The sequence below is a fragment of the Pseudomonas sp. PDM24 genome, assembly GCF_019218905.1.
Classification (GTDB): domain Bacteria; phylum Pseudomonadota; class Gammaproteobacteria; order Pseudomonadales; family Pseudomonadaceae; genus Aquipseudomonas.
Genome location: NZ_JAHUWR010000007.1, coordinates 133,277 through 153,408, shown reverse-complemented (window position 1 = coordinate 153,408; position 20,132 = coordinate 133,277). Strand labels below are relative to the sequence as shown.

The following is a 20,132-nucleotide window of genomic DNA, read 5'->3' as shown; positions in this document are numbered from 1 at the left end:
CAATCAGGAGGAGATCGCCTGATCGGCGGGAATGAACTGGAAGATCGCATCAGCAGTGGTCGTTTGCGGAAACGTTATACGGATCATCGGGATCCAGATGCCGGTTTGCGTCTTGAAGTCTCGCTGGTCATATTGCGCCCCCACCTTACCGGCATCGTTGATATAGAAAACCGCCTCGACCGGGAGGGTTTTACCCATATTCTGAGCCCATTTGGCCATGCGGAATTCGTTCTGCGTATTGAAAGCAAAGGTGCCACCCATCCCCTGTGCTTTAATCGCTTCATTGAAGGCAGTGGTTGCCCCCTGGTCTAAAGCGTCGCGAACGTCAAATCCGCACAATTTGCCATACTTGGACGGATGGCTATTGTAATGAGTCATGTATTGAGCTGCGGTGTTAATGCCTTGAGACTGACAGGGCCTTCCGGAAGGAACGCCGGGAACTTGTCCGCACCCCTGTTGTTCTCGACTGTTAGTTGCCCCATCCACCGGAAAGAAACAGAGTATTTCCGGATCCATCTTATCGCCAGGAGCAAAAAATATCGGATAAAAAATAAAGCCATTATTGTAGCCAAACACCAGTTTGTTAAACTTGGCGTCCGCCCGCAGATAGGAAAACGAAACCCCGGTAGCTGTGGGATTCGGGTTCCAGAAGTGAAATTGGGTGGAATGTTGGGTGGCACGTAACAGCACGCCCGAACACAGGAAGGCCGGTGCAGAAGGGTTATTGCCGCACATGCTCACCTTATTGTGGTAACGTTCCGTGAGGTATTGCGCGGTCACCGGGCCGGATGCCGCGCCTAATGTACCGACCGCGGAAGACTCGATAACTTGCTCATCGGAACCCTGCCCCTTGACCGGTGCAACTTCTTGTGTCGCACAGCCAGCCAGCACTAATGCCATCAACCAGACAATTATTCTATTCATCTTCATGCACTCCCTGCGACTAATATTCAAGGTAGAAACAAACACACACAGCACCACAGCGACAGCTGTTCATTTTGATGGCGTGCCCGAAAGAGCCCACAGATAAAATAAAAGTGTTGTTACCTTAATAAGATCGCAGCCATCCCACACCTGCTAGAAATAACAGTAATGATGCCTTGGCCATAATTGTTCGAGATTAAAACCCACCACTTATAACCATCTCGTCGATCACTGCACCCGACGAAAAATGAAGGATCAGGGGAACATCAACCTGTCATGTGGGTCGGTTACATCAGAGGCTGAGCGGGACCGCACGACGGAAGCGTGCAAAAACGCGACATTTTTTGTTGATCTCAAGCGCCTCACGCCCTAAAGTTCGCGCCGAACGTCCATGCTGGAAACGATCCATCCGGCTCAAGTACTGACGACGAGACAGCAAGGCCAAGGGAAAGCACCGCCTCCCATGGCCTTTTTGCTTTCGGCGACATGCCTTGGGAAGTAGGCGAACCAAAGTGGGGATACGGAGGGCGTTCATTTGCACCCATTGATAATTTCAGTTTGCCAGTAGGAGTTCCCAGCATGTCGATCAACGTCGAAGACTATTTCGCGCGCGATACCTTCCAGAAAATGAAGGCGTTCGCCGACAAACAAGAAACCCCGTTCGTGGTGATCGACACCGCGATGATCAGCCAGGCCTACGACGACCTGCGCGCCGGTTTCGAATTCGCCAAGGTCTACTACGCAGTCAAGGCCAACCCGGCCGTTGAAATCATCGACCTGCTCAAAGAAAAAGGCTCGAACTTCGACATCGCCTCGATCTACGAGCTCGACAAAGTGATGAACCAGGGCGTCGGCCCGGATCGCATCAGCTACGGCAACACCATCAAGAAATCCAAAGACATTCGCTACTTCTACGACAAGGGCGTGCGTCTGTACGCCACCGACTCCGAAGCCGACCTGCGCAACATCGCCAAGGCAGCTCCGGGCTCGAAAGTCTACGTGCGCATCCTGACTGAAGGCTCGACCACCGCCGACTGGCCTTTGTCGCGCAAATTCGGCTGCCAGACCGACATGGCCATGGACCTGCTGATCCTCGCTCGCGACCTGGGCCTGGTGCCGTACGGCATCTCGTTCCACGTTGGTTCGCAGCAGCGCGACATCAGCGTCTGGGACGCGGCGATCGCCAAGGTCAAAGTGATCTTCGAACGCCTGAAAGAAGAAGACGGCATCCACCTGAAGCTGATCAACATGGGCGGTGGCTTCCCGGCCAACTACATCACCCGCACCAATAGCCTGGAAACCTACGCTGAAGAAATCATCCGTTTCCTCAAGGAAGACTTCGGCGACGACCTGCCGGAAATCATCCTCGAGCCAGGCCGTTCGCTGATCGCCAACGCCGGCATCCTGGTCAGTGAAGTGGTGCTGGTCGCGCGTAAATCCCGTACCGCCGTCGAGCGATGGGTGTACACGGATGTGGGCAAATTCTCTGGCCTGATCGAAACCATGGACGAAGCCATCAAGTTCCCGATCTGGACCGAGAAGAAAGGCGAGATGGAAGAAGTGGTCATCGCCGGTCCAACCTGCGACAGCGCCGACATCATGTACGAAAACTACAAGTACGGCCTGCCGCTGAACCTGGCGATCGGTGACCGTTTGTACTGGTTGTCGACCGGTGCGTACACCACCAGCTACAGCGCTGTTGAATTCAACGGCTTCCCGCCGCTGAAGTCGTTCTACGTGTAAAAACCACACGCAGAAAATCAAAAAGCCCATGACGTGTCATGGGCTTTTTTGTGTCTGAAATACGCCTCGGGAAACCCGCATTTTTCCCTACAGGTTCAGCTCTGCGCAGCGTTGCGTGTAGTCTTTGGCCAACTTACGAATTTGCGGATTCACCGCGTTCAACAGTGCTTTGCTCGCCACCCGCAAGAAATTCAGATTCCCGCCATCCAGTGCCTTGTGCAGCCAACCCAGCGCCTCGTCGATCTTGCCTTCATCCGCCAACACCGCTGCATAACTGAATTGCCCACGAAAATCCCCGCCGACCGCCGAGCGTCGATACCAGTCACGGGCTGCTTGCGAATCTGCCGGGCAAAACTGCCCCTCTTCCAGATAACGCCCCAGCAGGTTCATCGACTTCGCGTGGCCCAATTCCGCTGCTTGCCGATACAGACCCAGCGCTTGCACCTGATCCCCGATCACTCCACGACCAGTAGCCAGCAGATTGGCGTAGTTGTACATCGCCCAATCCAGTCCGGCTTCAGCGGCAACACGATAATGCCCCGCGGCTATCGAAGCATCGGCGGTGCAACCCCAACCATGTTCATGACAACGGCCGAGCATGTTGCGCGCCATAGAGTGTCCACCCTGGGCGGCGATCTCGAACCAGCGCAGCGCCAGCGGCTGATCCTGAGCGATGCCACGGCCGTCCAGCAGGATCTGCCCGAGCAACGCCTGAGCATCGAGCACGCCTTCACGGGCGGCGATCAGGATCGCCTGAGCCGCTCGCGTCGGGCTTTCTTCGAGCATCGATTTGAGGCGGTCGCCGTCGAGGATTTCCTCGCGGTGCAACCGAAAGTCCGTCACTTACACCTCGACCCAGCGACGCAACAGGTTGTGGTAGGTGCCGGTCAGGCGGATCAATGAAGGATGGTCGGGCATGTCCTGGGTCAACTGTTGAATCGCCCCATCCATCTCGAACAGCAAGGCGCGCTGGCTGTCTTCACGCACCAGGCTTTGCGTCCAGAAAAACGAGGCGTAACGGGTGCCGCGAGTGACGGCGTTGACCTTGTGCAGGCTGGTGCCGGGATACAGGACGATGTCGCCTGCCGGCAATTTCACGCGTTGGGTGCCGAAGGTGTCCTGGATTTCCAGTTCGCCGCCGTCGTAGTCCTCCGGTTCACTGAAGAACAGCGTCGCCGACAGGTCGGTGCGCACACGCTCGATGCTGCCCTTGGGCTGACGCACGGCGTTGTCGATGTGGAAGTCGAAACTGCCACCGGCCGTATAGCAGTTCAGTAACGGAGGGAAGACCTTGTGCGGTAATGCCGCTGACATGAACTGCGGATTTTTCCACAACCGCTCGAGCATCGCCGCACCGATTTCCTTGGCCAACGGATGCCCTTCCGGCAGTTGCAGATTGTGCTTGGCCTTGGCCGACTGGTAACCGGCGGTGATTTTGCCATCGGCCCAATCCGCCTGCATCAGGGCCTCGCGAATGCGCTGCACTTCTTCTTTCGCGAACACGCCGGGAATATGCAGCAACATGGAAAGACCACCTGAAGGCAAAGGGGCGCCAATGGTATTGATTCTTATTGCCCGTGTAAAACCCGCGTGACGAATGAAACCGCAAAAACCGTAAAGGTAAATTGTAAAGAATGTAAATTTGTCGCGAATAGCAACTTTTCGCAATTGATACAGATACGTATTTACTCTACATTCCGCGGCCTCAAATCCTTGGGGAGGGGAATTCACATGTCACGCCAACAACTACAATTAACGGTCGGTTCACCGCGTTTGCTCGCGTCTGCAATTGGCGTGGCGATCACTGCCGGCTCTGCGGGCCATATGGTTTTCGCGGCCGAAAAGACTGACGAAAAAGCACCGAACAATGCGATTTCCCTGGACGCGACCAGCGTTGTGGGCGAGCAGAACGACACCTCCTACAAGACCGATACTTCGGCCTCCAAGAAGTACACCGCGCCACTGCGCGAGACGCCGAAAAGCGTCACCGTAATCCCGCAACAAGTGATTCGCGACACCGGCGCCACCAGCCTGGTCGACGCCCTGCGCACCACCCCGGGCATCACCTTCGGTGCCGGCGAGGGCGGTAACCCGGCCGGCGATCGTCCGATCATTCGCGGCTTCAACGCCGAAAGCGACACGTTCGTCGACGGCATGCGCGACCCTGCGTCCCAAAGCCGCGAGATCTTCAACGTTGAATCGATCGAAGTCAGCAAGGGCCCGGGCTCAGCCTTCACTGGCGCCGGTTCCACCGGTGGCAGCCTGAACCTGGTGAGCAAGACCCCCAAGCTGGGCAATTCCTACAACGGCGGCTTCACCTGGGGCTCGGACCAGACCCAGCGCACCACCCTCGATCTGAACCAGCAGATGACCGACACCTCGGCCTTGCGCCTGAACCTGATGAAGCACGAAGCCAACGTCGCCGGCCGCGATACCGTGGATGTCAGTCGCTGGGGCGTCGCACCGTCCTTCGCCTTCGGCCTGGGCACCGATACCCGCTTGACCGTCGGCTACTACCACGTCGAGACCGACGACATGCCGGACTACGGCATCCCGTTGACCTTGAGTCCCAACCGCAGCAAGTACAACGTCGATAAACCTGCACATGTCGATCGCGACAACTTCTACGGCCTCACCGGTCGCGACTTTCGCCAGACCACCAATGACAGCGGCACCCTCAAGATCGAACACGATCTGAATGATGACCTGACCGTCTCGAACAGCTTCCGCATGTCCCGTTCGACCCTGGACTACATCGTCACCAACCCGGACGACAGCAAGGGCAACGTGGTCAATGGCAACGTGTACCGGGGTGCGAAGAGCCGTAACTCGACGTCCAGCGGCTGGATCAACCAGACCGACCTGAGCGCCAAGTTCAACACCGGCGCCATCGAGCACAGTCTGGTGACCGGTCTGGAGTTTTCCTATCAGGACACCCACAACCGCCCGTACACCCTGACCTCCACCGCCAGCGGCACTCGATGCAACCGCGCCCTGTTCAACTCCGGCGACTGCACCAGCCTGTACAACCCGACGCCTGGGGATAACTGGAATGGCAGGATCACCGACAGCACCGCGTTCACTGACACCAACACCAAAACCGCCGCAGCCTACGTATTCGACACCCTGAAGTTCAACGAGCAATGGTCCCTGAACCTGGGCCTGCGTTATGACAACTACCAGGTCGAATCCAGCGGCCACGCCAACGCCAGCAGCACAGCGCCAGCGAACGACTTCTCCCGTGCGAACACCAGCGACCTGGTGAACTACCAGATCGGCGTGGTCTACAACCCGTTGCCTAACGGCAGCATTTACGCGGCCTACTCGACCTCCAGCAACCCGGCCGGCGAAACCAGCGGCAACGGTGGCCTTGAACTGGCCGCGAACAACAGCCGTCTGGATCCGGAAAAGAACCGCAACTACGAAATCGGCACCAAGTGGGACTTCTTCGGTGACGATCTGTCGCTGACCGCCGCGCTGTTCCGCACCGAGAAAACCAACGCGCGGATCAACGATCCGGACGGCGGCACCACGCAAGTACTGGACGGCGAACAGCAGGTCAATGGCCTGGAACTGAGCTACGCCGGCAAGCTGACCCGTAACTGGAGAGTCTTCGGCGGCTACACCTACATGGACAGCGAAGTGGTCAAAACCACCCTCGCCGCCGATGAAGGCAACCACATGCCAAGCACTCCCCAGAACAACTTCACGTTCTGGACGACCTACGACCTGGTGCCGGACAAGTTGACCATCGGTGCCGGTGCGACCTACGTCGATTCCCAGTTCGGCAACGTCGCCAACTCGGTGGAGATCCCGTCTTACTGGCGTTACGACGCGATGGCCAGCTATCGCCTGACCAAGAACGTCGACCTGCAACTCAACGTACAGAACCTGACCGACGAGCGTTACTTCGACCAGATACTCCAGAACCACTACGCCCACGTTGCAGCGGGCCGTACTGCCCTGCTGAGCGCCAACTTCCACTTCTGATAACAGAAGCGAAAGGCCAAAGCCCAATGCCAGTTGGTTAAGGGTAAATCGGACCTGTAGGAGCCAGGCTTGCCGGCGAAGACGTCCTTAAGAGCGCCTTCGCCGGCAAGCCTGGCTCCTACGAAAAGCGGTTCATTCACTTAACTGACTGGCATCAGGCCAAAGCCCCGTTCATCGAAGTGAACGGGGCTTTTGTGTGTAAAAAAGAATGCTTCTCGACAACTCACGGCATAATGCGCGCCGTGATGATGACTTTTGAACGAACAAGGCGAGCGACGTGTTGAAGAAATCCCTGTTCCAGTTGCACTGGTTTTTCGGCATCAGCGCCGGACTGGTCCTGGCCCTGATGGGCATCACCGGGGCGGCGGTATCGTTCCAGGATGAAATCCTGCGGGCGTTGAACCCCTCTGTGCTGCACGTCGAAAAGCAGATTGCCGGCGTACTGCCACCTGCCGAGCTGGTAGAAAAAATCGAAGGTGCTTCGGGCAAGAAAGTCTCGATGCTCTGGGTCGAGAGCGACAGCGGCAACGCCGCGCGGGTGATCTTCACGGCGCCACCCGGTGAACGTCGCGGGCCGATGCGTTACTTCGACCCGTACACCGGCGAGTTCATGGGCGACGTCACCGGCCAGGATTTCTTTGGCCTGATGCTGCAACTGCACCGGGTCCTGGCCATGGGCGATATCGGCCGGCAGATCACCGGCGCCTGTACCCTGATTCTGCTGTTCTTCTGCCTGTCCGGCCTGTACCTGCGTTGGCCACGCCAGTGGAAAAGCTGGCGCGCCTGGCTGACCCTGGACTGGAATAAAAAAGGTCGCAGCTTCAACTGGGATTTGCACTCAGTGGCTGGTACCTGGTGCCTGGTGTTCTATCTTTTGGCTGCGCTCACCGGGCTATCCTGGTCGTACGAGTGGTACAACAAAGGCCTGACCCGACTGCTTTCCGATTCGCCGCAGAACGAACGGGTGCGCAGTGGTCGCGGTCCTGCGCCAAGCGGCCCGGCCCCCACTGCCGATTACGCGGCGATATGGAGCAGCATCTACAGCGCCGCCGGCCCAGGGCTTGCCTCCTACAACGTGCGTATGCCGCCCGTGGCCGGGCAACCGGCAACGGTGTTCTACCTGCTGAAGAATTCCCCCCACGACCAGGCACGGAACCAGCTCACCCTCGATCCGGCGACCGGCATCGTCAGCCGTCATGACCGCTACAGCGACAAGAGCCTCAAGGCACAACTGCTGACCAGCATCTATGCGCTGCACGTCGGCAGTTATTTCGGGATGATCGGGCGGATTATCCTGACCATCGCCGCGCTGACCATGCCGCTGTTTTTCATCACTGGCTGGTTGCTGTACCTGGACCGTCGACGCAAGAAACGCCAGATCAACGACGCCCGCAAAGGCCTCGCACAACCGGGCGGTGATGCACCGGCATGGCTGATCGGCTTCGCCAGCCAGAGCGGGTTCGCCGAACAGCTCGCCTGGCAGACCGCCGGACAATTGCAGGCCGCCGGGTTGCCGGTGAAGGTCCAACCGTTGGCCAATGTCAGCGAACAGGACCTGCAGGATTCCAGCAACGCGCTGTTTGTGGTCAGCACCTTCGGCGACGGTGAAGCGCCGGACAGCGCCCGAGGATTCGAACGCAAAGTACTGGGGCGTGCGCTGAGCTTCGACAGCCTGAACTATGCCGTGCTCGGCCTCGGTGACCGTCAGTACCAACACTTCTGCGGCTTCGCCCGTCGCTTGCACACCTGGCTGGGTGAGCACGGCGGCAAGACTTTGTTCGCCCCGGTGGAGGTCGACAGCGGCGACCCCTACGCCCTGCGTCACTGGCAACAGCAACTCGGCCTGCTGACGGGCCAGGCGCCGGTGGATACCTGGCAAGCGCCGAGCTACGACAACTGGACCCTGACCCGCCGCGAATTGATGAACCCGGACAGCAGCGGTTCGCCCGTGTATTTGCTCGGCCTCAGCGCCCCCACCACCAGCAGTTGGCTGGCCGGGGATCTGGTGGAAGTGCTGCCGCGCAATTGTCCGTGGGCCATCGAGCATTTCCTCGACGGCCTGGGGATCGACGGTCGGGCCACGGTTGAGTTCGATGGCCTGTCGCAAACGCTGGAACAAGCCCTGGCCAGCCGCCAACTGCCCGAGAACCGCGCGCATCTGGTCGGTCTGCATGCACAAGCGCTGGCAGACGCCTTGGTGCCGTTGGCCATGCGCGAATACTCCATCGCCTCGATCGCCGCCGACGGCGTGCTGGAATTGATCGTGCGTCAGGAATTGCATGCCGACGGCAGCCTGGGCGTTGGTTCCGGTTGGCTGACCGAACACGCGCCTGTGGGTAGCAGCATCAGTTTGCGGGTACGCCGCAACAGTGGTTTCCATCTACCGAACGAACCCGTGCCGATGATTCTGCTGGGCAACGGCACCGGGCTGGCCGGGCTGCGCAGTTTGCTCAAGGCGCGGATTGCCGACGGGCAGCAGCGTCACTGGCTGCTGTTCGGTGAGCGTCATCGCGAGCACGACTACCTATGCCGCGCGGAACTGGAAGAGTGGTTGATCAACGGTGATCTGACGCGACTGGATCTGGCGTTCTCGCGAGATCAGGCCGAGAAGATCTATGTGCAGGATCGCCTGCGCGAGTCTGCCGATGAATTGAAAAAATGGCTGGCCGATGGCGCCGTGATTTACATCTGCGGCAGTTTGCAGGGGATGGCTTCAGGGGTGGATCACGCGCTCAACGAATTGCTTGGGATTGAAGAGGTCGACCGCCTGATCGAACAAGGCCGCTACCGCCGCGACGTCTACTGACACAACCCATAAAATGTGGGAGCGGGCTTGCTCGCGAAAGCGATTTAACAGTCAACAAAGATGTTGGCTGTCAGGCCGCCTTCGCGAGCAAGCCCGCTCCCACATTGATCGATGTATCGGCTTACTTCTTCTCACACCGGCTGCAACGTGCGCTCAAACACCCCCACCCCATCCAGATCCCGCAACACCACACTCATCTCCCCCGTCTGCCCATCGATGTTCACCTCGCCAAAAAACTGAAACCCGGCAAACGGCGAGGTGTTCTGCGCCGGTGGTGCTTTCTCGAACACCACTTCGGGGCCGAAGGTTTTATCCAGCGCATTCGGCCCGAAGCTCCCCGCATTCAACGGCCCCGCGACAAATTCCCAGAACGGTTCGAAGTCCTGAAACGCCGCGCGGTCCGGGTGGTAATGGTGCGCCGCGCAGTAATGCACATCCGCCGTGAGGAATACGAAATTACGCACCCGCTGCGCCCGCAGAAAACCGAGCAGTTCGGCGATTTCCAATTCACGGCCCTGAGCCGGGCCAGGGTCACCATTGGCCACCGCTTCCCACCGCGCCACACCGGGGCTGACTTCACCGTCGGGTACGCCGAGACCGATGGGCATGTCGGCGGCGATGACTTTCCATTGGGCTTGGGAGCCTTTCAACTCACGTTTGAGCCAGTCCAATTGTTCGCGACCGAGAAACGGTTTGGCGGCACCCAGGTTGTCGTCATTGGCTTCGCGATAACTGCGCATGTCGAGCACGAACACATCCAGCATCGGCCCATAATTCAGCTTGCGATAAATCCGCCCGCCGTCATCGGCACTCTGCAAGCGCATCGGCGCGTATTCCAGCCAGGCCTGACGCGCACGGCCCACCAGGCTGTGGATATCTTTGCTTTTGTAACGCTCATCCAGTTGTTTGCCCGGCGACCAGTTGTTCACCACTTCATGGTCGTCCCACTGCCAGATCTGCGGCACTTCAGCGTTGAAGCGGCGGATGTTTTCGTCCATCAGGTTGTAGCGGTAATTGCCACGATAGTCGTCGAGGGTTTCGGCGACTTTGCTCTTGGCTTCACTGGTGATGTTGCGCCACACCCGGCCGCTTTCGGTGGTCAGTTGCGCCGGCACCGGGCCGTCGGCGTAGATGGTGTCGCCGCTGTGGATAAAAAAATCCGGCAGGCGCAGACGCATGGCTTCGTAGATGCGCATGCCGCCGATGTCCGGGTTGATGCCGAAGCCCTGGCCGACTGTGTCGCCGCTCCAGACAAACCGAATATCCCGCCGGGCGGTTGGCACACTGCGCAGATGACCGAACCAGGGTTCACTGGCGACACCGCTCTGGGCGTCTTCGAAGGTCACGCGGTAGAAAATCGCCTGATCGGCGGGCAGGCCCGTGAGTTCGACCCGGGCGGTGAAGTCGGTGCGGGCATCGGCCAATGGCGAGACGAATCGACGAGGGTTATTGAACAGGCTGCGGGTGTCCCATTCCACCACCATCCGCGCCGCACGGTCACTACGGCTCCAGATCATCGCCCGGTCGCCCAACAGGTCGCCGGACTGCACGCCATCGGTGAGTTGCGGCCGATCCTTGACCGAAGCAATCACTGCCGGGGCCAGGCCGGGCAGCAACAGCCCGGCGCCAACGGCTTGCATGACACGACGGCGGCCGAGGTCGAATTCGCCCATGGTGTTCTCCCTGAAAAAGGAAAACTTAAGCATGGCTGTATGACTGCGGCATGACACAAAAGTCTGCCGATGCTGCAGATCCCTGTGGGAGCGGGGTCAGGCGCTGACTGGTTCTACTGCCAACTCCACCGTCTCAGGCCGTTTGAGCACCGAATACGTCACCGCCGTCAGCAAACTCCCGGCCACGATCGCCAGCAGATACAACAGTGCATGGTTGATCGCATTCGGAATCAGCATCACGAACAACCCACCGTGGGGTGCCATGAGCTTGCAGCCGAAATACATCGACAACGCGCCGGTCAGCGCACCGCCGGCGATGCTTGCCGGAATCACCCGCAGCGGGTCTTTCGCCGCAAACGGAATCGCCCCTTCGGAGATAAAGCACAGCCCCAACACCAGCGCCGCTTTACCGGCCTCGCGTTCAGTCTGGGCGAACTTGCGCCGGGCGATGAATGTGGCGATGCCCAGGCCAATCGGCGGCACCATACCAGCCGCCATGGTCGCGGCCATCGGTGCATAACTTTGCGACGCCAGCAGCCCCACCGAAAACGCGTAAGCGGCTTTGTTGATCGGCCCGCCGAGGTCGACGCACATCATGCCGCCCAGCAGCACACCCAGCAGAATGGCGTTGGTGGTGCCCATGCTGTCGAGGAAGTGCGTGAGCCCTGCAAGCATCCCGGCCACCGGTTTGCCGACCACATAGATCATCACCAAACCGGTGAACAGGCTCGCCAGCAACGGAATGATCAGGATCGGTTTCAGCGCCTCAAGACTTTGCGGCAAACGCGCATAACGGTTGATCGCCTGGGCGGCATAACCGGCTATGAAACCGGCAATGATCCCGCCGATGAAACCGGCACCCAGGGTGCTCGCCAGCAAACCACCGATCATCCCCGGCGCCAGGCCCGGGCGGTCGGCGATCGAGTAGGCGATATAGCCCGCCAGCAACGGCACCATCAGTTTGAACGCGGTGTCGCCGCCGATCTGCATCAGCGCCGCCGCGAGCGTGCCTTCCTCCTTGAACGCGGTGATGCCGAACACGAAGGACAAGGCGATCATCAGACCGCCCGCCACCACCATCGGCAACATGTACGACACGCCGGTCAGCAGGTGCTTGTAGATGCCGGTTTTCTCTTGCTTGGCCGGGCCTTTGGCGCCGGTCGAAGCGCTTTCCTGCTTGCCTTCGGCCAAGGCTTTGTTCAGCGTCGCTTCGGCCTGTTTCAGCGCAATGCCGGTGCCGCAACGGTAGATTTTCTTGCCAGCGAAACGCTCGGTTGCAACGTCAATATCTGCCGCCAACAGCACCACGTCAGCATCGGCAATCGCCTCTGCGCTGAGTGGATTGCGCGCGCCGACTGAGCCTTGGGTTTCCACTTGCAGATCGTAGCCCAGACGCTTGGCCGCTTGCTGCAAGGCTTCGGCGGCCATGAAGGTGTGGGCGACGCCGGTCGGGCACGCGGTGACAGCTACCAGGCGTGGCGCGCTTTTAACGGCGGCGGCAGGCTCGGCGGCGACTTCGGGCGCGACATAAACCTCAGCCTCTTCCACCCCACGACGCAGCACCGCTTCGACATCCTGCAGGGCCTGGGCCGGGGTGCTCTGAAACACCCGTTTGCCGACGAACCGTGACATATCCACCGGCGCACTGGTGACCAGCAACACCCACTCGGCGGCTTCGATGGTCGCAGCCGACAGCTGGCGTTCCGGATGGGCCGCATCAACGACTTCAACACTGGTGCTCCAGCCCTGACGCTGGGCCGCTGCATCGAGCAGACGAGCGCACAGCACACTGGTGACCATGCCGTTCGGGCAGGCCGTAACAATGGCTAACTTCATTGCAAACCCTCTTATTGTTCTGTCAGGGGGCGCAGGCGCACGCCCTGTTCGAGGTGCGCCAGTTGCGCGGTGTCGCCGATACCAAAACCGATCTGGGTCACGGCCATGGCAGCAATCGCGGTGGCGGTGCGCAAGGTTTGTTCGGGCGTATCGGCACTGAGCAAACCGTGCAGCATGCCCGCCAGCAACGAATCCCCCGCACCGACGGTGCTGATCACGCTGACCTTGGGCGGCGTGGCGTGCATGGCCGAGCCGACACTGAACCAGTTCACCCCGTCGGCGCCGTCGGAAATCACCACGTGCTCGATACCATGTGCATGCAAACGGCTCGCGGCCTCGGCTTGGGCGGCCACGGAAACCACTTCGCAATCCAGCGCTTGCGCCAGTTCTTCGGTGTTGGGTTTGATCAGCCAGGGGCCGGCCGCCAGACCTGCGCGCAAGGCTTCACCGCTGGTGTCGAGCGCGACTTTCAAACCGCGCTTTTTCAAGCGCTGGATCAACTCCCGCAACCACTGAGGATTCACGCCACGGGGCAGACTCCCGGCCACGACGACCGCGTCATGCCCTGGAGCAATCTGATCGAGTCGATCGAGCAAGGCCTGCTGCGCCGCTTCACTGACCCTCGGCCCCGGGCCGTTGATGTCGGTGATGCGCCCATCGCTTTCCGCCAGTTTGATGTTGCTGCGGGTCTCGCCGGGAACGCGGACAAACGCGTCGGTAAAACCGCGTTTGGCAAACAGGGTTTCGAACGCCTGAAGATTATCTTCCCCGAGAAAACCGCTGACGGTCAGCTGATGTCCGAGGTCGGCCAGCACCTGCGCCACGTTCACCCCTTTGCCGGCGGCGTGGGTGTGCATTTCGTCGCTGCGATTGACCTGACCGGGGGTAAGTAGCGGCAATTGAACGGTGAGGTCCAGCGCCGGGTTAAGGGTCAGGGTTAAGATCTTGGCCATTACAGGGCCTCCACTAATGCACGGACTTCGTTCGCGCTGCCCACGGCCAGGGCCTGTTGAGCAAGGGTTTGAGTCTGGGTCAGGCTGAGTTCACGAATGCGCGCCTTGACCTCGGCAATGCTGCGGCCCGACACGCTCAACTCATCCACACCCAGGCCCACCAGCACCGGTACCGCCAGCGGATCGGCCGCCAGTTCACCGCACACGCCGACCCATTTGCCATGAGCATGAGCCGCACGCACGGTGATGTCGATCAGTTGCAGCACCGCCGGATGCAAGCCGTCGGCCTGGGCCGACAAGGTCGGATGACCACGGTCGATGGCCAGGGTGTATTGCGTCAGGTCGTTGGTGCCAACGCTGAAGAAATCCACTTCCTTGGCCAGCACCGGCGCCAGCAAAGCGGCCGACGGCACTTCGATCATGATCCCCAATTGCAGGTCCGCAACCGGGATTTCCAGGCGCAGACGTTCGGTCATGTCCCGAGCCTGACGCCACTCATCGACGCTGCCGACCATCGGGAACATGATTCGCAATGGACGGTTGTCCGCCGCACGCAGCAAGGCGCGCAACTGCGCTTCCATGACCTGCGGGCGTTGCAGGGTCAGGCGAATGCCACGCACACCGAGGAACGGGTTTTCTTCTTTCGCGATCGGCCAGTACGGCAGCGGTTTGTCACCACCGACGTCAAGGGTGCGCACCACCAGCGGTCGACCGGCCAGGCCATCGAGGACGCGACGGTACTCGACTTCCTGAGTCGCCTCGTCCGGCGCTTGCGAGTGGGCCATGAAAATCAGTTCGGTGCGCAGCAGGCCAATCCCTTCGGCGCCCTGCTCCACCGCACTGGTGACGCCGGCGCTTTCACCGATATTGGCGAACACTTCCACCGCGTGACCATCGGTGGTCAGCGCCGGTTGATGGCGTTGTTCGGCGGCGGCTTTCAGGCGCAGTTCACGGGTGTCGCGCTCTTCGGTGGCGCGCTGCAAGGTCGCAGCATCGGCGTCCACGTGCAGGCGACCACGTTGACCATCGATCAACAGCGGCGTGCCCGGCTTCAGCAACAACACGGCGGCACCGGCGCCCACCAACGCGGGAATACCGAGGGCACGCGCGACGATGGCGCTGTGGGCCGTGGCGCCACCGCGAGCGGTGAGGATGCCGGCCACACGCGCCGGATCAAGACGTGCCACGTCGGACGGGCCGACTTCGTCCATCACCAGAATGTACGGCTGCTCCGGCTCGGCTGGCGTTTCGACGCCACTCAATTGCGCCAGCACCCGACGGCCAATGTCGCGCAAGTCGGCGGCACGTTCGGCGAGCAAGGCATCCTGCAGCGATTCCTGTTGTTTGGCGGCGGCTTCGATCACCGCCATCCACGCCGCTTCGGCGCTTTCGCCTTGCTTGAGGCGGGTGTCGACTTCGTCGGTCAGTTCCGGGTCGTCGAGCATTTCCTGATGGGTGATAAAAATCTCGCGAATCGCTTTGGCCTTGCTGCGCTCGATCAGGCCTTCGATGTCGCGACGCACATCCGCCAACGCTTGCTTGAGACGTTCACGCTCGATGGCGGCGGACTCACCGCGCAGCGGGTAATCGATAACTTGCAGCACTTGAATATGCGCCGGGCCGATGGCGATACCCGGCGCGGCAGCAATCGCCTGAATCAAACTGCCGGAGGCCGGTGCAAGCAGCACTTCGGCAACATCGGCAATCACTTCGCGATGTTGGCTCACTGCCGGCAGCGGCTCGACTTCTTCACCGAGGCCTTCTTCAATGGCTGCCAGCAAGGCGGGCAAGGCGTCGGCAGCGATCGTTGGTTCGGCGATGAATTCCAGCACCTGACCGCGACGGGCGCCGAGGCTGAGCAGCTTGCTCAAACTCTTCACCGACACCGCACTGTCGTGGCCATCGACGATGCGTACGCGGATTTCGCCTTCAAAACTTTTCGCCAGTTGCGCGAGAATCTTCGCCGGGCGCGCATGCAAACCGTGGGCGTTGGCCAAGGCAATGCGTGCGCTCGGCCAATCAGCCGGCACTTCACCGCCGAGGACTTCCAGCACCGCGCGGCTGCTGGTGGCACGGCCCAGCTCATGACCACGGCCTTCGATCAGCAACGCGCAAAGGCGTTCGAGCAATGCCTGATGGGCTTCACCGAGGCTGGCCAGGCAGAACAGCCCGCTCAACGGCTGACCGAGGTAGCGCATGGGTTTGTCCGGGGTAACGAACGCCAGGCCCGGACGCTTCACCGTTTGTTCGCTGTGCAGCCACCACAGACCATCGCCCAGCGGCAGCGCGTCGACCTGCTGCAAGACGCCGGCAAAACCGTTGCTCACGCAATCGGCCTGACGCAGCAAGCGGGCGCCGCGCCAGACCAGTTCTTCGAAGTCATCGGCGGAGACTCCGAGGCCGATCATCTGTGCGTCCAGCGCCAATTCTTGCGGCGCGCCTTGCAGTAGTTTCAGCAAGGCTTCGGCGGAGCTGGCGCGACGCAGAGCCTGGCCCAGATCGGTTTCACCGAGGGCGCGGGTCAGCAGTTGCAGCAGGCGCAGGTGTTCATCGGATTTGGCGGCGATACCAATCGCCAGGTAAACGATCTGGCCATCACCCCAGTCCACGCCGTCAGGAAACTGCATCAGCCGCACGCCAGTGGAAAACACCAGATCGCGGGTTTGCGGGGTGCCGTGGGGGATGGCAATACCTTGACCGAGAAAGGTCGAGCCCTGGGCTTCCCGGGCCTGCAATCCCGCAAGGTAACCATCCGCCACCAGGCCATCGGTCACAAGTCGGTCAGCGAGTAATTGCAGGGCGGTGGCTTTATCCACAGCCGACTGGCCCATGGATATCTGCTCTATGGTGAGCTCGAGCATGCTTTCTCCTTTTTGGCGCCGTGTGACGCCAGGTATTGTTTTGATTGATTCAGCTTAGGCCCTTGGGAGCGCCTTTTCAGGGGCAGTTTTGGCGGTTTCGCGGCAGAACCGACCAAAGCGACCTATAACGTAGAAAATACGCCTGCTGAAACGTTTAATCTAGAATGTTAGGCACGTTACTCGATAATGTCTCATCCTTGAAGTCCAATTGTCGGATGTGCTGCCACAATGATCGCCTGCCGAATCGGGTAGGATTGGCGAAAATGCCGGGCACGCTCGAATAAACAAGGAAATACCGGGTTGAAACTCAGTGATATTGCACAGTTGGCCGGCGTCTCCGTGACCACCGCCAGTTATGTCATCAACGGCAAGGCCGAACAGCAACGTATCAGCAGCGCCACCGTCGAGCGCGTGCGAGCAGTTGTCGAACAACATGGCTTCACACCCAACCCTCAGGCCGCCGGACTGCGCAGTCGGCACACCCGCACCCTGGGCTTCATTCTGCCGGACCTGGAAAACCCCAGTTACGCGCGAATCGCCAAACTGCTGGAACAAGGCGCCCGGGCTCGCGGCTATCAGCTGCTGATCGCCAGCTCCGACGATGCGCCAGACAGCGAACGGCAATTGCTGCAACTGTTCCGCGCCCGCCGCTGCGATGCACTGATCGTCGCCAGTTGCCTGCCGGCCGGCGATGACAGTTACCGCCAGTTGCAGGCCAAAGGCATTCCAATCATCGCCATCGACCGGGTGATGGAGCCTGAGCACTTTTGCTCGGTGATCAGTGACGACCGCGAAGCCAGTCTGCAGCTTACCCGCAGCCTGTTGGACCCGTTGCCCAAGCAGATCGCCTTGATCGGTGCCCGTCCCGAATTGAGTATCAGCCAGGAACGGGCGGCGGGTTTCAAGGAAGCGCTGAACGGCTTCAAAGGCGAGGCGCTGATCGAACACGGCGAGTCGTTCAGCCGTGAGTGCGGCAAGCAATTGATGGAAGAGTTGCTTCAGCGCCTGGGCCATTTGCCGGATGCGTTGGTGACCACCTCCTACGTGCTGCTTCAGGGCGTGTTCGATGCCTTGCATGACTTCCCGCTGAAAACCCGTCCGCTACGCCTGGGCACCTTCGGTGATACGCAGTTGCTGGACTTCCTGCCACTGCCGGTCAACGCCATGTCCCAGCAGCATCAGCTGATCGCCGACAAAGCTTTGCAACTGGCGTTGGCGGCCATTGAACAGGCCGATTACCAACCCGGCGTGCAGGCCATCGCGCGGACCTTCAAGCAGCGAATTCATCAGGACTGAGCCGTGGAACTGATCGACACCCACACTCATCTGGATTTCCCGGATTTCGACGTGGATCGTCAGGCGCTGCTGGCCGAGAGCCGCGCCCTCGGCGTGCGGCGGATGGTGGTGCTGGGGGTTTATCAGGCCAATTGGCAGCGGGTCTGGGATCTGGTGCAAAGCGATCCCGATCTGCATGCGGCGTTCGGTTTGCACCCGGTGTATCTGGATGACCATCGCCCTGAGGATTTGACCGAACTCGGTGATTGGCTGACGCGTCTGGCGGGCCATCGACAGCTATGCGCAGTGGGTGAGATCGGTCTGGATTACTTCATCGAAACCCTGGATCGTGAACGCCAGCAAGCGCTGTTCGACGCCCAACTGCAACTGGCGGCAGACTTCAATCTGCCGGCGCTGATTCATGTACGACGCAGCCATGCGGCGGTGATTGCCACGCTCAAACGGTTTCGCTTGAAGCGCGCGGGAATCATTCACGCCTTCGCCGGTAGCCAGGAAGAGGCTCGCGAATACATCAAGCTGGGTTTCAAACTCGGCCTCGGCGGCGCCGCGACCTGGCCGCAGGCCCTGCGCATGCACCGCGTGCTCGCCGGTTTACCCGTTGAGTCGGTGGTACTGGAAACCGACTCACCGGACATGGCCCCCGCCATGTTCCCCGGCCAACGTAATAGCCCGGCTCATTTGCCGGCGATCTGCGCGGCACTGGCCGCCATCATGGCAGTCAGCCCCGAACGACTGGCTGCCGCCAGCACTGCAAATGCCTGTGAGCTGTTCAACTGGCGTTAGTCACCGCACACATCCCCTGTGGGAGCGGGCTTGCTCGCGAAGAGGCCGTCACATTCAAATTTTATGTGACTGATAGACCGCTTTCGCGAGCAAGCCCGCTCCCACATTGGATCCTCTGCGCGGCATCAAACCCGGAACGCGCTGATCAATTGCTTGAGTTCCAGCACCTGCGCCGATAACGCCCGGCTGGCATTTTCGGTCTGGTGCGCGCCGTCGGCGGTGCGCTCGCCGGCACGGTTGATCTCGACGATGTTCTGGTCGATGTCGTGAGCCACCGCAGTCTGCTGCTCAACCGCGGCGGCAATCTGCTGGTTCTGGTCGACGATCATGCCGACGGCGCCGAGGATGTTTTCCAGCGCCTGCTGAACCTTTTCCGACTGCCCGACTGTGCCGTTGGCCATCTGATGGCTGGTGCCCATCGCCTTGACCGCCGCACCGACACCGCTGTGCAGTTTGGCAATCATCTGCTCGATTTCTTCGGTCGATTGCTGGGTGCGTTTGGCCAGGGTCCGGACCTCGTCCGCCACCACCGCGAAACCACGGCCCTGCTCGCCTGCGCGCGCGGCTTCGATGGCCGCGTTGAGGGCCAGCAGGTTGGTCTGCTCGGCGATGCTTTTAATCACTTCCAGCACACGGCTGATGGATTGACTGTCGCTGGCCAGTTGATTGATCACCCGCACCGACTGATCGATCTCATTGGCCAGCGCAGCGATGCTGCCCTGCTGGGACTCCACCAGCCCGCGCCCGCTGATGGTCTCGTCGTTGACGCTATGGGCGCTGCTGACGGCCGCCGCGGCACTGCGCGCCACCTCCAGAGACGTGGCTGACATCTGGTTCATCGCGGTGGCGACCTGCTCGATCTGCGTGCGTTGCCCCGCTACCGCCTGATTACTCTGGGCGGACACATTTTCGACCTGGCCGGCCTGACGCTCGACCTCACCAACGGTCTGGCCCACCCGCTCGATCAGGTCATGGATTTTCTTCACGGTGCCGGTGAATACCTCACCCAACTCGCCCAGTTCATCGCGGCTGTTGGCGCTGAAGGTCACGGTCATGTCCCCGGCCGCCACTTTATCCATCACCGCGCCAAGCCGCTTGAGGGTGGTGCGGGTCGAGGCGTAGAAACCGCCATAGAGGTAAAAAATCAACACAAACACCACCGTCAGCGCCACTGCCTGCAGGATCATGTGAGTGCGGTGCTGCTCCAGCCGCTGCTGCAGCTGGGTACCGAGAAACTTCAGGGTGGCTTCGTTGAGTTGGTAGGTCT

Annotated in this window: 13 protein-coding genes and 1 pseudogene; 5 read left to right on the top strand and 9 right to left on the bottom strand. The window is 60.4% G+C overall.

Features of this window, described 5'->3' with window-relative positions; genetic code table 11:
• Positions 1-3: 3 nt before the first annotated feature.
• Positions 4-924 carry a hypothetical protein gene (locus KW837_RS22395; protein ID WP_218398660.1) on the bottom strand — a complete coding sequence of 307 codons (921 nt, stop codon included), beginning with the start codon at positions 922-924 and terminating at the stop codon, positions 4-6.
• Positions 925-1,503: 579 nt separating this feature from the next.
• Here KW837_RS22395 and KW837_RS22390 point away from each other — a divergent pair.
• On the top strand, positions 1,504-2,667 hold the full coding sequence (locus tag KW837_RS22390) for a type III PLP-dependent enzyme (protein ID WP_123355945.1): 1,164 nt from the start codon (positions 1,504-1,506) through the stop codon (positions 2,665-2,667).
• Between the two features lie 87 nt (positions 2,668-2,754).
• On the opposite strand, the gene KW837_RS22385 is transcribed toward KW837_RS22390, so the two are convergent.
• Together KW837_RS22385 and KW837_RS22380 are read right to left on the bottom strand one after the other, a co-directional pair.
• Complete coding sequence (locus KW837_RS22385) at positions 2,755-3,453, bottom strand: tetratricopeptide repeat protein (RefSeq protein WP_218398758.1); 699 nt, start codon at positions 3,451-3,453, stop codon at positions 2,755-2,757.
• Between the two features lie 57 nt (positions 3,454-3,510).
• A complete protein-coding gene (locus KW837_RS22380; protein WP_218398659.1) occupies positions 3,511-4,191 on the bottom strand; it encodes a Fe2+-dependent dioxygenase in 681 nt (226 codons plus the stop codon).
• A 207-nt stretch (positions 4,192-4,398) separates the two neighbouring features.
• On the opposite strand from KW837_RS22380, the gene KW837_RS22375 reads away from it, so the two are divergent.
• The gene (locus KW837_RS22375) at positions 4,399-6,657 is read left to right on the top strand and encodes a TonB-dependent siderophore receptor (protein WP_218398658.1); all 2,259 of its coding nucleotides are present in this window, start codon (positions 4,399-4,401) and stop codon (positions 6,655-6,657) included.
• 277 nt (positions 6,658-6,934) lie between these two features.
• Entirely contained in the window at positions 6,935-9,463 is a 2,529-nt protein-coding gene (locus KW837_RS22370) for a sulfite reductase flavoprotein subunit alpha (RefSeq protein WP_218398657.1), read from the top strand.
• A gap of 131 nt (positions 9,464-9,594) precedes the next feature.
• Here the strand turns inward: KW837_RS22370 and KW837_RS22365 are convergent, their stop codons facing one another.
• The 4 genes from KW837_RS22365 to ptsP form a co-directional block, all read right to left on the bottom strand.
• Positions 9,595-11,136 (bottom strand): alkaline phosphatase, encoded by a 1,542-nt coding sequence (locus KW837_RS22365; RefSeq protein ID WP_218398656.1) that lies wholly within the window; start codon positions 11,134-11,136, stop codon positions 9,595-9,597.
• A gap of 96 nt (positions 11,137-11,232) precedes the next feature.
• Positions 11,233-12,972, bottom strand: coding sequence for a PTS fructose-like transporter subunit IIB (locus KW837_RS22360; protein ID WP_218398655.1), 1,740 nt, complete (start codon positions 12,970-12,972; stop codon positions 11,233-11,235).
• An 11-nt stretch (positions 12,973-12,983) separates the two neighbouring features.
• Positions 12,984-13,925: a 1-phosphofructokinase gene (gene pfkB, locus KW837_RS22355; protein WP_218398654.1), complete on the bottom strand. Its 942-nt coding sequence runs from the start codon at positions 13,923-13,925 to the stop codon at positions 12,984-12,986.
• Positions 13,925-16,786 (bottom strand): phosphoenolpyruvate--protein phosphotransferase, encoded by a 2,862-nt coding sequence (ptsP, locus tag KW837_RS22350; protein ID WP_218398653.1) that lies wholly within the window; start codon positions 16,784-16,786, stop codon positions 13,925-13,927. The genes pfkB and ptsP overlap by 1 nt, the downstream gene beginning before the upstream one ends.
• Positions 16,787-17,086: 300 nt before the next feature.
• On the opposite strand from ptsP, the gene cra reads away from it, so the two are divergent.
• Positions 17,087-18,082 carry a catabolite repressor/activator gene (gene cra, locus KW837_RS22345; RefSeq protein WP_007900424.1) on the top strand — a complete coding sequence of 332 codons (996 nt, stop codon included), beginning with the start codon at positions 17,087-17,089 and terminating at the stop codon, positions 18,080-18,082.
• Positions 18,083-18,085: 3 nt separating this feature from the next.
• Positions 18,086-18,865, top strand: coding sequence for a TatD family hydrolase (locus KW837_RS22340; protein ID WP_218398652.1), 780 nt, complete (start codon positions 18,086-18,088; stop codon positions 18,863-18,865).
• Positions 18,866-18,990: 125 nt separating this feature from the next.
• Here KW837_RS22340 and KW837_RS29155 read toward each other — a convergent pair whose 3' ends face one another.
• Both KW837_RS29155 and KW837_RS29150 read right to left on the bottom strand, forming a co-directional pair.
• The gene (locus KW837_RS29155) at positions 18,991-19,695 is read right to left on the bottom strand and encodes a methyl-accepting chemotaxis protein (protein ID WP_371317165.1); all 705 of its coding nucleotides are present in this window, start codon (positions 19,693-19,695) and stop codon (positions 18,991-18,993) included.
• Positions 19,696-19,848: 153 nt separating this feature from the next.
• Positions 19,849-20,052: pseudogene (locus KW837_RS29150) on the bottom strand (HAMP domain-containing protein); the annotation flags it as partial.
• Positions 20,053-20,132: the final 80 nt, after the last annotated feature.

Excerpts from the sequence above, each read along its gene's own strand:
- KW837_RS22395 (WP_218398660.1), bottom strand. The coding sequence starts at position 924 with ATGAATAGAATAATTGTCTGGTTGATGGCATTAGTGCTGGCTGGCTGT.
- KW837_RS22390 (WP_123355945.1), top strand. The coding sequence starts at position 1,504 with ATGTCGATCAACGTCGAAGACTATTTCGCGCGCGATACCTTCCAGAAA.
- KW837_RS22385 (WP_218398758.1), bottom strand. The coding sequence starts at position 3,453 with ATGCTCGAAGAAAGCCCGACGCGAGCGGCTCAGGCGATCCTGATCGCC.
- KW837_RS22380 (WP_218398659.1), bottom strand. The coding sequence starts at position 4,191 with ATGTTGCTGCATATTCCCGGCGTGTTCGCGAAAGAAGAAGTGCAGCGC.
- KW837_RS22375 (WP_218398658.1), top strand. The coding sequence starts at position 4,399 with ATGTCACGCCAACAACTACAATTAACGGTCGGTTCACCGCGTTTGCTC.
- KW837_RS22365 (WP_218398656.1), bottom strand. The coding sequence starts at position 11,136 with ATGGGCGAATTCGACCTCGGCCGCCGTCGTGTCATGCAAGCCGTTGGC.
- KW837_RS22360 (WP_218398655.1), bottom strand. The coding sequence starts at position 12,972 with ATGAAGTTAGCCATTGTTACGGCCTGCCCGAACGGCATGGTCACCAGT.
- pfkB (WP_218398654.1), bottom strand. The coding sequence starts at position 13,925 with ATGGCCAAGATCTTAACCCTGACCCTTAACCCGGCGCTGGACCTCACC.
- ptsP (WP_218398653.1), bottom strand. The coding sequence starts at position 16,786 with ATGCTCGAGCTCACCATAGAGCAGATATCCATGGGCCAGTCGGCTGTG.
- KW837_RS29155 (WP_371317165.1), bottom strand. The coding sequence starts at position 19,695 with ATGTCAGCCACGTCTCTGGAGGTGGCGCGCAGTGCCGCGGCGGCCGTC.